The organism is Methylophilus sp. E2MeOHC9 (assembly GCF_058744375.1).
This window is the reverse complement of the sequence record NZ_CP196024.1, coordinates 3,004,582-3,018,076: the sequence shown is the minus strand read 5'-3', so window position 1 is coordinate 3,018,076 and position 13,495 is coordinate 3,004,582. Positions and strand designations below refer to the sequence as shown.

At 51.5% G+C, this 13,495-nt stretch carries 11 protein-coding genes; 8 read left to right on the top strand and 3 right to left on the bottom strand.

What is annotated here, in order from left to right; translation table 11 throughout:
• On the bottom strand, positions 1-507 hold the full coding sequence (locus ACSSVF_RS14360) for a sigma-70 family RNA polymerase sigma factor (RefSeq protein WP_492404383.1): 507 nt from the start codon (positions 505-507) through the stop codon (positions 1-3).
• A gap of 230 nt (positions 508-737) precedes the next feature.
• Here ACSSVF_RS14360 and ACSSVF_RS14355 point away from each other — a divergent pair, with 230 nt between their 5' ends.
• From ACSSVF_RS14355 to ACSSVF_RS14330, 6 genes are all read left to right on the top strand, one after another.
• Positions 738-2,972, top strand: coding sequence for a TonB-dependent receptor (locus ACSSVF_RS14355; RefSeq protein WP_492404381.1), 2,235 nt, complete (start codon positions 738-740; stop codon positions 2,970-2,972).
• A gap of 51 nt (positions 2,973-3,023) precedes the next feature.
• Positions 3,024-4,244: a PepSY-associated TM helix domain-containing protein gene (locus ACSSVF_RS14350; RefSeq protein ID WP_492404379.1), complete on the top strand. Its 1,221-nt coding sequence runs from the start codon at positions 3,024-3,026 to the stop codon at positions 4,242-4,244.
• Between the two features lie 138 nt (positions 4,245-4,382).
• Complete coding sequence (locus ACSSVF_RS14345; protein WP_492404377.1) at positions 4,383-4,910, top strand: sigma-70 family RNA polymerase sigma factor; 528 nt, start codon at positions 4,383-4,385, stop codon at positions 4,908-4,910.
• Positions 4,907-5,881, top strand: coding sequence for a FecR domain-containing protein (locus ACSSVF_RS14340; RefSeq protein ID WP_492404376.1), 975 nt, complete (start codon positions 4,907-4,909; stop codon positions 5,879-5,881). Before ACSSVF_RS14345 ends, ACSSVF_RS14340 begins: the two co-directional genes overlap by 4 nt.
• Positions 5,882-5,978: 97 nt before the next feature.
• The gene (locus ACSSVF_RS14335) at positions 5,979-8,429 is read left to right on the top strand and encodes a TonB-dependent siderophore receptor (RefSeq protein ID WP_492404374.1); all 2,451 of its coding nucleotides are present in this window, start codon (positions 5,979-5,981) and stop codon (positions 8,427-8,429) included.
• A gap of 9 nt (positions 8,430-8,438) precedes the next feature.
• The gene (locus tag ACSSVF_RS14330; protein WP_492404372.1) at positions 8,439-9,698 is read left to right on the top strand and encodes a PepSY-associated TM helix domain-containing protein; all 1,260 of its coding nucleotides are present in this window, start codon (positions 8,439-8,441) and stop codon (positions 9,696-9,698) included.
• 122 nt (positions 9,699-9,820) lie between these two features.
• Here the strand turns inward: ACSSVF_RS14330 and ACSSVF_RS14325 are convergent, their stop codons facing one another.
• On the bottom strand, positions 9,821-11,080 hold the full coding sequence (locus tag ACSSVF_RS14325) for an OmpP1/FadL family transporter (protein ID WP_492404370.1): 1,260 nt from the start codon (positions 11,078-11,080) through the stop codon (positions 9,821-9,823).
• 126 nt (positions 11,081-11,206) lie between these two features.
• Complete coding sequence (locus ACSSVF_RS14320; RefSeq protein WP_492404369.1) at positions 11,207-11,833, bottom strand: pyridoxamine 5'-phosphate oxidase family protein; 627 nt, start codon at positions 11,831-11,833, stop codon at positions 11,207-11,209.
• Between the two features lie 92 nt (positions 11,834-11,925).
• Here ACSSVF_RS14320 and ACSSVF_RS14315 point away from each other — a divergent pair, with 92 nt between their 5' ends.
• Both ACSSVF_RS14315 and ACSSVF_RS14310 read left to right on the top strand, forming a co-directional pair.
• The gene (locus ACSSVF_RS14315; RefSeq protein WP_492404367.1) at positions 11,926-12,453 is read left to right on the top strand and encodes a sigma-70 family RNA polymerase sigma factor; all 528 of its coding nucleotides are present in this window, start codon (positions 11,926-11,928) and stop codon (positions 12,451-12,453) included.
• A 4-nt stretch (positions 12,454-12,457) separates the two neighbouring features.
• Positions 12,458-13,426, top strand: a complete 969-nt coding sequence (locus ACSSVF_RS14310; RefSeq protein WP_492404366.1) for a FecR family protein — start codon at positions 12,458-12,460, stop codon at positions 13,424-13,426.
• The last annotated feature ends 69 nt before the right edge of the window (positions 13,427-13,495 follow it).

The window sequence follows — 13,495 nt, the reverse complement described above, 5'->3', positions numbered from 1 at the left end:
TTATTCAGCCATGGAAAAAAAGCATTGCTGGTTAGCCCGGCTGATATATTGTTTGACTGAACTGGTGGAGACTTTCAATATGCCGGCGATTTCTGCATAAGAGAGTTCTTCAAGATGTGCGAGCAAGAACGCTTGTTTGACACGGTACGGTAATCCACTCAATGCATGGTCGATTTGCTGTAACAGTTCTAACGCCATTGCATGCTCTTCCAGCGAAGGGGCGACGCTTTCTGGTAAGCCGGCCAATACCCCCAGATAGGCTACTTCAATCAGCTTTCTTCTGTGATAGTTTGAAACCAGGCGTCGCGCAATTGTGGCAAGAAAAGGTCTGGGCTGACGAATTTCCTTCACGTTATCGGCATGCAGGATATTTAAAAAAGTATCTTGCGCCAGATCTGCCGCTTGTTCGCTTTCCTTGACTCTTCCCCTTAACCAGCCTAGCAACCAGCGATGGTGGTCACTGTAAAGCTTGTGAAATACATGATTAGCGGCAGGTGAAGCAGACATAGTTATAATTTATGAATAATAATCATTATCAATTATAAAGGCTGTCTGCAGTTTTGTATATTGAGCGATTCAATTGCAGAAAAGCATTGAAAATACTGGGCTCTCAACATGGATTTTTGACTTTCCGGTGTTTGATGTAAAAAATATCAAAGGGTACCTCAACATTTCTTACTGCTCAAACGACATACCCATATCAGACTGATTTCAATATCTTAAATATGGGAGTTTTAATGCAATTTCGCACTAAGCAGACTAAGCACAATTTCTCAGCAACCCTCAAGCGCACCAGCCTGCTGGCAGTCATGCTCAGCCAGGCATGGCTAGTGCAGGCGGCAGACTTTGATATTCCCGCGCAACCTTTGGACAAAGCGTTAAACAGCCTGGCCAAGCAATCCGGCGAGCGCATTTTATTCTCCACCGACCTGACTGAAAACATCGCTGCCCCTGCGGTAAAAGGTAATTTAAATACCCGTGAAGCATTAAATGCGCTGTTGAAGAACAGCGGCCTGGTGTTGCAAGGTGATACCGCGCAAGGCTATACCGTGGTTAAAAAGTCATCCATGCAGTCACAAAGCCATGCAGACACATTGCCGGAAGTGGCAGTCACTGCCAAAGGTGAAAAAGCGTTGCCAGTCAAAGAAGCTGGCACCTTGATTATTGATGAAGCTGCGCTGGCACGGAATAACCCGAGTGATGTGCGTGGCATCTTCAATGGCCAGCCTTCGGTGAAAGTCGGCGGGGCAACGCCCATGTCGCAAAAAGTCTACGTGAATGGTATCGAGGAAACCAATCTGGCGGTGACGATTGATGGCAGTCGCCAGAACAATAAGGTTTTCCACCATAACGGCACGACCTTGATCGATCCATTATTCATGAAAGCCGTGAGCGTGAACGCGGGTGTTGCACCTGCGGATGCCGGCGCAGGGGCGATTGCGGGTTCGATCGCCTATGAAACCAAAAATGCGCGTGACTTCCTCACCTCTCCTGGCATGGGCGCTTATATCCGCTCCAGTTACAACACCAATGGCGATGTGTTCAGCCAAACACTGGCAGGCTATGGTGCTACAGAGCAACTGGATGGCTTGGCCTATTTAACCGTTGCCAACGGTAACCGCTTTGAAGCGGGCAATGGTGACAGGGTTGATGGCACTGCGACCGATCTGGTCAGCGGCTTCTTCAAGATCGGTGCGGAAGCCGAAGGTGGCCATCGCTTGCAGTTAAGCCATGAGCGTGTGCGTGACAATGCGGTACGGCCATTCCGTGGCAATATCGGCTTTATTTCAGACAGGCCAGCCACAGAACCGCGTGTGCGTGATTATGAAATGATCCGCGACAATACGGTATTGCGATATACACAGGTGAATCCCGATCACTGGTGGAACCCGACTGCCGTGCTCGCCTACAGCAAAACTGAAATCACCGTGCCTATCATCACGCGTTTTGGCGAAGAGCTTTACGATGGCACCGGTGAAACCGCCAGCTTTAATGGCAAGTTTGAGAACAAATTCCCCCTGGATATCGGCAATATCGTTGCGGGTGTAGATTTCTACCGCGACCAGGCAAAGTACAGGGATCCGACATTGCGACCAGAGGAAAAGGCCAGCAATAACGGCGTTTATGTGCAGGCGCGAATCAACCCGTGGCAGCCTTTGCAGCTCTCTTTTGGTACCCGTAATGACCGTCATGAGTTGACAGGGACCACAGGTGAAAGCTGGGAACACTCCGGTTTTAGCTCCAACGCTTCCGGTGAGTTATCCGTCATCCCTGAGCTGTTAACGTTGAAGGCGGGCTATTCAGAAGTGTTTAGCGGTAGCCAGATGGCGGAAAACTTTATCATGAACCCGTTGTGGAACTACGGGCGCGGTCCAACAGCCACGAAAGCAGATAACTATTTTGTGGGTTTGCAAAGCCGCTTTTACGGCTTTACTGCCGATGCCAAAGTCTTTGAAACAAATATAGACGACGCCCGTGTCGCCAGATTTGCTCCCGGTAGCGCTAACTTGGCGCGCGATGTGCGCACACGCGGCTATGAACTCGGCCTGGCTTATCAATGGGAACAAAGCTTTGCGCGTGCGCGCCTGGCGGATATCGATGTCACCATAGACGGTGCCAATACCGATAGCGATGCGGGTAATTACCTGGCCACACCCGTCGGTGAGATTCTATACCTGACGGTTGGGCATCATTTCCCATCTCTGAATCTCACGTTGGGTGGCGATGCGGAGTTTGCCCAGAAATACAAGAAAGTCAGCAATGGCACCCTGGATTTCCCATCGTATGAAGTATTTAACATTTATGCCGAATACCAGCCAGGCTGGGCAGTCAAAACCAAATGGCGCATAGATGTACGCAATTTGTTTGATGACACCTACGCAGACCGCGCGACCTACCAGGGCTTTAACACCGTGACACCGTTGTTCCAACCTGGACGCAGTGTGCTGTTCAGTGTCGCCGCGACGTTTTAATCGATACTGTAAAAAAGTAGCAGCAAACCCGGTATTGAATGCAGTGATTTAATGCGTCAATTTTTTGTGCTGATCCATCGGTATACAGGGCTTGTCCTGGCCCTGTTTCTGATACTGGCGGGCGTGACAGGCACGTGCATCGCTTTTTATGATGAACTTGAAAAAGCGATGCATCCTGAATTCCGGCTGGTTCAGCCACATCCGCATCAGGCAGCAATCAGCGCAGTCGAACTGGCTCACATCCTGCAGCCAAAATATCCGGATGCGATGTTTAACCGTATCAACCTGCACCACGAAGTTGGAGAGTCCGTTTCATTCTATTTGCAACCGCGACCCGGTAACAAAAACGGATTGTTGAATGATGAGATTTTTGTCGATCCGTATACCGGGCAAGTGCTGGCCGAACGTAAATGGGGCGATATTTCACAAGGCAGTATTAATTTATTGCCCTTTTTATACCGCTTGCATTTCTCGCTGGCATTAGACAAAACCGGCCGATGGATACTAGGGATAGTGGCATTGATCTGGACACTGGATTGTTTTATCGGCGCCTGTTTAACTTTCCCTTCCAGCCCGCGCAGAAGGAACGTCCGACCGCAATCAAAAAGTCATTTCTGGTTAACACGTTGGTGGAAAGCCTGGAAAGTCCGCTGGCAGGGCGGGCCAGCCAAAGTGAATTTTGACTTGCACCGCGCTGGTGGCTTGTGGCTGTGGGCCATGCTGCTGGTGTTTGCCTGGTCCAGCGTGGCTTTTAACCTGCGTGATGTCTACTATCCGATCATGGGTGCTGTGTTCGATAAACAACATTTTGGAGAAGACATCCCCAGGTTGCCCAAGCCTTTAATCAAGCCCACGCTGGATACAAACGTTGCACTCATGACAGGTCGAGCGCTTATGCAGAACATCAGTGTTGTACATGCATTCAGCATCTATCATGAAGCCAAGATTTACTATGACGCCGGTAAAGGCACTTATACGTATATCGTGAATTCCAGCCGCGATGTGTCTGAACAGTCGTCTAATACTGCCGTGATGTTTAATGCTAATAACGGGCAACAGTTAGCTGTGTATTTGCCCACTGGTGAGGCGGCAGGCGATACCATCACGCAATGGTTGCTCGCGTTACATACCGCTAAAGTCTGGGGACTGCCTATGCAGCTATTTGTCAGCGCCATGGGCTTAGGTGTGGTGGATTTAACGGTTACCGGCGTGCTTGTCTGGCTGAAAAAACGCCGCTCGCGCAGGCTGGTTCGCCAGCTTAAAAACAGGTAATCATCTCAGAGACGGCCTCTTTTTTGCTAGGCTATGCAGGATTTCTCGGCGGCTTGATAGGTGATGGATGTAATGGCTTATGTAAACTGACCGTACATGATAAAATGAGAACTATTATCATTTGCAAGTTTAGCCAGCATGTCAGCAAACGAGTACGCATCACAACAAGCCGTAGAGCAACTTTACCGACATCACAACCATTGGTTGCAGAACTGGCTGTTGAGAAAGCTGGGCCATGCCGCCGATGCTGCCGATATCGCGCAAGACACTTTCATTCGCATTCTGCATGCCCCTGAACATATCGCTGAAAAAAATAGCGGCTGGCAACTACAGGAGCCGCGTGCCTATCTCACCGTCATTGCCAAACGCCTGATGGCTAATCTTTACCGTCGGCGTGCCCTCGAACAGGCTTACCTTGATTCGCTGCTGCTGATGCCTGAAGCTTATACTCCATCCACCGAACACCGGCTGGTGATTCTGGAAACACTGCAACAGATTGACATGATGCTGGATGGCTTGCCATCCAAAGTGCGCTCCGCCTTTTTGCTGGCGCAGCTTGAGGGCATGACTTATATGGAGATCGCCACCCAACTCAATGTCAGTGAGCGTTCCGTCAAACGGTATATGGTGCAAGCATTGGCGCGATGCATCATGGTGATGCCATGAGCATCCCTGAAAAAACCGCATTACAGGCGGCAGAGTGGTTTTTTCGCCTGCAAGACCCGGCTGTGACTTATGCCGATCAATTGGCCTGCAATACATGGCGCGAAGCAGATCAGGTACATGAGGTCGCCTGGCAGCGTGCGGTCGAGGTAAGCCAGAAAATGGGTGGCCTGCCCGCTAATCTGGCCTATGCCACGCTGCAACGCAGTCAGCAAATGGGCCGACGTCGTGCCATCAAAGCTCTTGCTGCATTGGTCTCCACCGGTGTTGCCGGTTCCGTCGCATGGCAAGGTTGGGAGAGTGAAGCCGCCCGGGTATGGCGCGCAGAGTACAGTACGCGAACCGGCGAGCAGCAGAAAGTGCAACTCGCAGACGGTACAGTCATCATTCTGAATACCGCCAGCGGTGTAAATACCTCTTCTAATACAGAACAACGGCTGATTATCCTTGAGGCAGGTGAGATCATGGTACAAACCGGTCATGCAGACCCATTGAAAAGACCGTTGATCATAGCCACGCGCTTTGGGCTATTACGGCCACTGGGAACACGTTTTGCGGTCAGGCAAACGGCAGAGCATATCCGGCTGACCGTGCTGGAAGGTGCAGTGGAGATCATCACCGGGAATGGGCGCCGACGTGTAGTGGACGCAGGCTGGAAAACGCATTTTGATGATGATGACATTGCGGCGCCTGTTGTAGCTAACCCCAGCCTGGATAGCTGGACTCGTGGCATGCTGCATGTACGCGAAATGCCGCTGGCGGAATTTGCCACCGAGCTGGCGCGTTATCGGCACGGCTTCATACGCTGCGCGCCTGAAGTGGCTGGCCTGAAAGTATCAGGTGTTTTTCAACTGGCGAATACTGATGATTTACTTGCCAGCCTGCCTACTATCCTGCCGGTGAGTGTAAGGTATCGTACCAGTTACTGGGTAGTCTTAGATGTGCCTGAGGCTGCCGCGAATAGATACTCATAAAAATAATTCTTTTTTGTCCCTTTTTTAAAACTGGCGTGTGAAGTGAGTTAAGGGAGATGTATTTCTCATCGCTTACATACCAATAAAAGGGAAACTCATGCAGCAACACACTCATGGTGACCATCTGCGCAAAGCAGTACACACCGCATTACTGTTAATGGCACTTGGCAGTACATCAATAACACTTATGCCCACGGCACTGGCTGCAGACCAGGCCAAGCCTGCTACCGCCAGTTACCAGATCAAATCTGGCCCTCTCGAGCAGGCTTTAAGCGAGTTTGCCAGCCTGTCTGGCATTAGTATTACATTGCCGCCCGCCTTGGTGGATGGCAAAAAAAGTAGCCCGTTAAACGGTGATTACACGATACAGCAAGGTTTTGAAGTGTTGCTGACTGGGACTGGTTTGCAGGCGGTTGAGACCAGCAAAGGGGTGTTCTCCTTGCAGAAAGCCCTTCCGGTCACTAAAGGCCACGCTGATGTGCAAACCATGAAAGAAGTCGCTGTGGTGGGCCATAGCGAATCAGAGGCAGAGACGGCTACTAGTCCGGTCAAAGGCTATGTTGCCAAACGCAGTGCCACTGCGACCAAGACAGATACGCCTATCATCGAGACGCCGCAGTCTATTTCAGTGGTCACTGCCGACCAGATGCGAAATTTAAATGCCCAGTCATTGCAGGATGCACTGGGGTATACCTCTGGATTGGCATCGGGGACTGTCGCCATGAACCCGGCCATTGCAGATTCTTTTTACTTGCGGGGATTTCAGGCAGATTCTGAATTCGGCAGCTATTATCGTGATGGCATGCGGTTTATGAGCAACATCTATAACGGTAAGCAGGAGCCTTATGGTCTTGAGCGTATAGAAGTCCTCAAGGGGCCATCTTCTGTGTTGTATGGGGCGGCTGCCCCGGGCGGCATTATCAATACAGTATCCAAGCGTCCCCAGGCGACCCCTTTGCGGGAGGTCAATGCAGAGGTCGGCAGTTTCGACCGTAAACAGTTGTCTGCTGATTTCACTGGTAGTCTGAATGATGACGAGACCTTGTTATATCGCCTGACTTCATTGGTACGCAAAAGTGATACTTATATCGATCATGGCCAGGATGACAGGATTTACATTGCCCCGGCATTGACCTGGCGCCCAACCGATCATACCTCATTGACACTGCTTGCCAGCTATCAGCGCATGCGTAACAGTGACCCTGGTACTTTACCGGTAGCGGGTACTTTGCAGACGAATCCCAATGGCAAGATTTCTCGTGGCCGTTATCTGGGTGAGCCGGATCATGATACCTACGACAACACCACGACTACGATTGGTTATTTGTTTGAGCATGCCTTCTCTGACCGGTTAAAAGTGCGTCACGGTGTACGCTCTTATCATTCCGAGCTCGATTTCGAGTATTTCCTGATGGGCGGTTGGGCAGATGCTGCCCAGCGCCGCCTGAATCGACAGGCACGCTTTTTTGAAGACGATACCTCTATCTTCACCACCGATACCAATCTGGAATACAAACTGCAAACAGGTTTTATAGAGCACACGCTATTGGGCGGGGTGGATTACACCAAGTCTAAACATGCCAGTGACCGTGAGCGGGGCAACCTGGCTGCCATTGATGTCTATAACCCGGTTTATGGCGCGGCATTTGATACGCAACGCTGGAGGCAGTTTCGTACCAATCAGGAGCGCACAGGGTTCTATCTGCAGGATCAGATGAAAATTGCTGACAAATGGGTGGTGTTGTTAGGAGGGCGGCAGGATGAGGTGCGCCTGGAGTCATTAAGCCTGCATTCTCCGGCAGATAATACAAATGAGAAGGAACGGGCGTTTACGGCACGCGCCGGGCTGGTATACCTGGCGGACAATGGTTTAGCTCCTTATTTCAGCTATAGCGAATCGTTCGAGCCAACCAGCGGGCGCGACCGTCTTGAAGCACGTTTCAAGCCGACCGAAGGTAAGCAGTATGAGGTTGGCGTGCGCTACCAGCCACCCGGAAGCAATACCATGCTAACGGCGGCTGTATACGAGTTGACCAGGAAAAACGTGCTCACCCCTGATCCCACAGACAGTACCTTTTCGATCCAGACCGGTGAGGCGCGTTCACGTGGCCTGGAACTGGAAGCCAAAACCAGGATAGGCGAGAGTGTTAACCTGATTGCTGCCTATAACTATACCGATGCGCGTATCACCAAAAGCAATATTGCCGCAGAAGTCGATAGCCGTTTATCCGGCATTCCCTACCACGCGGCATCGGCCTGGCTGGATTACAAACTGGATGGCTGGGGATTACCCGGTTTGCTGGTTGGCGGCGGGGTGCGGTATGTGGCAGAAAAGCCCGGTAATGCAGCCAACAGCATTCTTGCTGTCCCAGACTACACGCTGTTTGATGCCCGCGTCAGTTATGATCTCGGGTCATGGCGCTATACCATGAACGCCTTTAATCTGGCAGACCGGGAATATATTCCTTCTGTATGCCTGACAGGTGTCACCGGCTGTAATTATGCAGCTGGCCGTACCATCAACGTATCTGCATCTTACCGCTGGTAAAGCGCAGTCATGCGTCATCTGCTGGTGATCATTCACCGATGGGCGGGGCTGGGCACCGCAGTGTTTCTTGCGGTGGCAGGGCTGACCGGGTCCATATTGGCCTTTCACGAAGAGGTGGAGGCCTTGCTTAATCCGGCATGGTTTGTCGTTTTGCCGCCAGCAGGTGATACCGCCCAGCCTTTCATAGATCCATTCTTGATTAGAGAGAAAATAGAAAGCCTGTATCCTCAAGCCAAGGTGCAGCATATGAGTTTTCCCCGCTCAGGTAAATCACAGATGTTTTACCTGAGTCCAGGGACTGATCCCAAGACCGGCCAGCCGATTCCTCCGGAGGTCAACCAGGTGTTCATGAACCCATATACAGGCGCGTTGCTGGGTGCGCGTGAGTGGGGGGTGCTGGTCAGCAAAGGGCAGTTTCATTGTGAAAACATCATGCCTTTTATTTTGCGGCTGCATATGGCATTTGCTTTGCCACATCCATATGGACAGGTGTTGATGGGTATCATTGCCTTGATCTGGACCCTGGACTGTTTTGTCGGATTGGCATTGACGTTCCCTGCACGACGACCATGGTTGTGGCGATGGCGTACCGCCTGGCTAGTCAAATTCACGTCCTCTATTCATCGCCTCAACTTCGATATTCATCGCAGTCTGGGATTGTGGTGCTGGATGGTCTTGCTGTTATTTGCCTGGTCTAGCGTCATGTTTAACCTTGGCGAGCAAATATATAAACCAGTGATGTCGACTATGCTGGTATTTGATGAACGCCCTAGAAACTCACCACTGCTGCATCCGCTTGCCAATCCGGTTGATCAACCGCAATTAGGGTGGCGAGCGGCATATCGGCAAGCAAAGCAGGCGTTACAGCTTGCCTCGGTGCAGCATGGGTTTTCCATACAGGCAGAAGACAGTTTATGGTATCGCCCTGTCGTAGGGGCTTACCTGTATCGCACGCGCACTACGCTTGATCACGGCGATCATGGCGCTACAACTCATCTCTGGATTGATGGTGTGACCGGCAAGGTTTTGCGCGAAGATTACCCAGGGCATGGCCTGTCGGGAGACATGATTAGCCAATGGCTAAGGGTGTTGCATACCGGGGCGGTTTTTGGTCTGGCTTATCGCGTGGTCATTGTGATTGTCGGCATCGTTGTGGCAATACTCAGCATCACAGGCGCGGTACTATGGTGGAAAAAACAGCAGGTACGCAGTTTTGTTCAATCACGACGCAAATTGCTTGAGCAGGATTCTCTAAAGTCCACCCGGTGAACAAATCACATGTGATTTGTCTTGATGGTCAGGGGGAATAGGTTGAGGTGGACTGATCCAAAAATCAAATGAAGTGATACAGCTAGTTCGGGTGGCTTTGTCATTTCATACGTAGTTTAAAACTACCAGCGGCGGCTCATCATAAAGTGCAGCACGATCGCCTCATTGCGGATTTCCGAGTCGCCTAGCAATGCACTGTTGTATTTTTCTTTTACTGGTAGCATCCATTCAACGCCGCCAGTCACCAGCCATTGCTGGTTGATTTTGTGCGCGGCGCCAAAGGTCAGATGATGTTCCAGAATGCCTGCCAATAGAGGACTGGAGTTCTCACGCGGAATCGGGTTTTTACCATAGTTGTGACCAGCATAAATCGTCGTGCGGTCATCCCAGTTGTAAGCAACGCCAGTGGCGATCACCCATTGATTTTTCCAATCGGCAGCAGATGGAGCACCATATACCGCAGGCGCCGCCAGATTATTCGGCTTAGTAGCGCGCAGCTTCACGTCATTGATCGCATCATCCCAGTTCAGCCAGTTTAGTTTGAATGAAAGCAGCCAGGCATCCGCTGGCTTAAATGCCAAACCCACAGCGACTTCACGTGGCAATGCGAAGCCTTTGACGGACGCATCCGAATACTTCACCTTACCCAATCCTGCCCCTGTGAAATCGGCCACCAATGTGCCGCCGGTCAGTGGTAGTTCGGTCTTTTCGGTATAGGTCGCAGCCAAGGTCACTGTGGGAGTAACGCGATATTGCATCCCAAGTTTGAAACCGGTGCGAAGCGCTGAGGCGTCCTCCAGCTTGTAACCGGCAAAGGCATTGCCGACTGAAGTATTGGCGAAAAAATCCTGCTCTATGCTGGCATAAACGATGTTCAGGCTGGCTCCCAGGGAAAGCTTGTCGCTCACCTCACAGCCGATGCCGGGGATGACCTTGGCGATACCGAACAGTGAAGAAAGATCGTCGCGATTGCCAAATGGCGTACGCAGCTTATCGAACACACCACCCGCGCCACCTTGGGCGAAAAAGCCTATGCCTGCCGTGCAGGATGAATTTTCCAAAGGCCGCGCATAGCCACCACCGCCAAGCGGCGTGTAACGGTTGGATGCATGTTCTTCGTTCAGGGCGTCTTTGTGCACCAGGTCAGTCGTGCGCAATATCGAGCCGAACATGTCCAGCAGCGGCGCCTTGATCTGCGTCAGCCCGGCCGGATTGGTGTTCAGCGCGCTGGTATCACGCGCCACCGCCACGTCGGCACCGGCCATCAGGCTGGATTCGGCACCAAAACCGATCAGGTTGATGCCGTTGGTAGCGTATGCAGCATGACTGACGATAGTCATGGTCAGGCCCGTTATCAGGCGTAAAGTGGCGTGCGGAGTCATTGCGAACTTCAATTATTGCGATAAATATTATTTTCGCACAGTCGCTTAACGCTGCGTTGCGATAACAGAGCGGTGATTACACTGTATTTATACCAAAGCAATAAAGATTTTCTGACAGATGCCTGGTCAATACAGGTTTTTCTTGGCATCCTGGTTCAATGCCAGATCAATCAGCTTGGCGGGTACCAAGAGTTTGTATTGATCCCTGGCGATTTGCCCCAGCGATGGAAAGTCTTTTTTGCCGAGCTGCTTTTCAGGGTTCCACATGTCTGAGCGACGCAGCGCTTTGGAGCAGTGCATGTAAACCTCTTTCACTTCGACGACGATCACTGCGCGCGGCGGTTTGCCATCGTATGTAAAGCGCTGCATCAAAACATCATCCACCGTGATGCTGGCAATGCCGTTCAGTCGCAGCATTTCGTGAATGCCGGGCAGGAAGAACAGCATGCCTATGCCAGGAGAGTTCAGGATATTCACCAGGGTATCCAGGCGGTTATTGCCGGGCCGGTCCGGGAAGGCAATATGCGTTTCATCCAGTACGTGCACCCAACCGGGTTCTCCGCCGCGCGGTGAAACATCGCCTAATCCTTCCTGTCCTTGCGAACTGATGCAGCAAAAAGGCGACAGCGAAATAAAATGCCGGCTATGTTTGTCCAGTGTCGATAATGCCTTGTCGCGAATCGCTTTTGCTGGCTCATCATAAATCTGGCGTAGCGCTGCTATGGAGGTGATTGCGGTATATGAAAGCGTCATGCGTTGTCCATAAAAGGGGAGGCTATGCAAATGAATTGTACATGTTAAAATGAGAATTATTATCATCTGAGACGTAAAGTCTGATTTTAAGTATGTCAACAAACGAGCGTGTCATGGAGCAAACGCTACATAGCCTTTACAGCGATCATCGCAGCTGGCTGCAACACTGGCTGCGAAGAAAACTGGGCTGTGGCGAGCAGGCTGCCGATCTGGTGCAGGATACCTTTTTCCGCCTGCTATCGCTTTCGCGCACTGACCTGGCGGCATTGCAGACACCGCGCGCCTACCTGACGACCACCGCGACACGCCTGATGATAGACAGAGCACGCCGGCAAAAAATTGAGCGCGCGTATCTTGAAGCGCTGGCTCTGACGCAAGTAGATAATTATGCGATTTCGCCCGAAGATCATCTTGAAGTCATTGAAACCCTGACCTTGATCGCGGCCATGCTGGAAAGCATGCCGGATAAGCCCAGGCAGGCTTTTATGCTTAGCCGCCTTGAACATCTCACTTATCCTGAGATCAGCCAGATACTTGGCGTTTCCGTGAGCATGGTCAAACAATATATCGCCAGGGCCATGGTGCATTGCCATCATATTTTTTATGGTGAGGATGCCTGAGCAGATGCAACATACGGCGCCTTCTTTTTACTCCGACATGATTATGCAGGCAGCGGAATGGCACACGCAGTTACATGCGGAGGATGTCAGTGAAGCTGATCGTATCGCGTTTGCACAATGGATGGCATCAGATAGCCGTCATGCCACCGCTTTTGCGCAAATGGAAAAACTCTGGACCCATTTTGATGAGGTGCAGGAAAGCGCTAGCAAACAGGCACTCACTGCCGTACTCAAGCCAGCAAAACGCAAGCGGATCAAAACGGCTGCCACGGTACTGTCTTTATTAGCGGTGCTTGCGGTTGGCGGGATGCTGACGAATAGTTTGCCTGCGCGCGTGATGCTGGCAGATTATCGTATGGGCGCAGGTGAACAGCGCACGATTGAGCTGCCGGATCATAGCCAGCTGACACTGGATACCCAGAGTGCGGTGAATATCCATTTCAGCCATGGCCAGCGCCGTATTGAGCTACTGCAAGGCAAGATCATGGTACAGGTGGCCAAGGATAAACAGCATCCATTCATCGTTGAAACAGCGGAAGGCACTGCGCGCGCATTGGGCACGCAATATACAGTCCAGCGCCAGCAACAAGTCACCCGCGTGATGGTGATCGAGTCCAGTGTAGAGGCGTGTGCGGTGCAGTCTGCATGTGTGACTCTAGTGCCCGGCGAGTCTGTGCAATTGCAACGCAGCATGCCGTTGCGCAAACGCGTTGCTGATATACAGAATGAAATGGCATGGACGCATTCCAAACTGGTGGCAGATGATATGCCTGTCCCGGTCCTGCTGGGCGAGTTACAGCGCTATCACCAAGGCCATCTTTATTTTGAGTCCGCTGCGTTAGCACATGTACATGTCTCTGGCGTATTCGCGCTGGATGATACGGCACACACCCTCAATCTGTTGGCCGATACCACACCGATTGCGATCACGCAGTACACACCCTGGTTAACCTTGATTAAACCCGCGCCATAAGCGGGCAAATTAAAAAATATGGCCTTGCCACTGTCTCACGCCCTGTGTTGTGCGTCATGAGTAGTACAC

Coding starts and splice junctions, on each gene's coding strand:
- ACSSVF_RS14325 (WP_492404370.1), bottom strand. CDS start 11,080: ATGACTCCGCACGCCACTTTACGCCTGATAACGGGCCTGACCATGACT.
- ACSSVF_RS14320 (WP_492404369.1), bottom strand. CDS start 11,833: ATGACGCTTTCATATACCGCAATCACCTCCATAGCAGCGCTACGCCAG.
- ACSSVF_RS14350 (WP_492404379.1), top strand. CDS start 3,024: ATGCGTCAATTTTTTGTGCTGATCCATCGGTATACAGGGCTTGTCCTG.
- ACSSVF_RS14335 (WP_492404374.1), top strand. CDS start 5,979: ATGCAGCAACACACTCATGGTGACCATCTGCGCAAAGCAGTACACACC.
- ACSSVF_RS14340 (WP_492404376.1), top strand. CDS start 4,907: ATGAGCATCCCTGAAAAAACCGCATTACAGGCGGCAGAGTGGTTTTTT.
- ACSSVF_RS14345 (WP_492404377.1), top strand. CDS start 4,383: ATGTCAGCAAACGAGTACGCATCACAACAAGCCGTAGAGCAACTTTAC.
- ACSSVF_RS14330 (WP_492404372.1), top strand. CDS start 8,439: ATGCGTCATCTGCTGGTGATCATTCACCGATGGGCGGGGCTGGGCACC.
- ACSSVF_RS14310 (WP_492404366.1), top strand. CDS start 12,458: ATGCAACATACGGCGCCTTCTTTTTACTCCGACATGATTATGCAGGCA.
- ACSSVF_RS14355 (WP_492404381.1), top strand. CDS start 738: ATGCAATTTCGCACTAAGCAGACTAAGCACAATTTCTCAGCAACCCTC.
- ACSSVF_RS14315 (WP_492404367.1), top strand. CDS start 11,926: ATGTCAACAAACGAGCGTGTCATGGAGCAAACGCTACATAGCCTTTAC.
- ACSSVF_RS14360 (WP_492404383.1), bottom strand. CDS start 507: ATGTCTGCTTCACCTGCCGCTAATCATGTATTTCACAAGCTTTACAGT.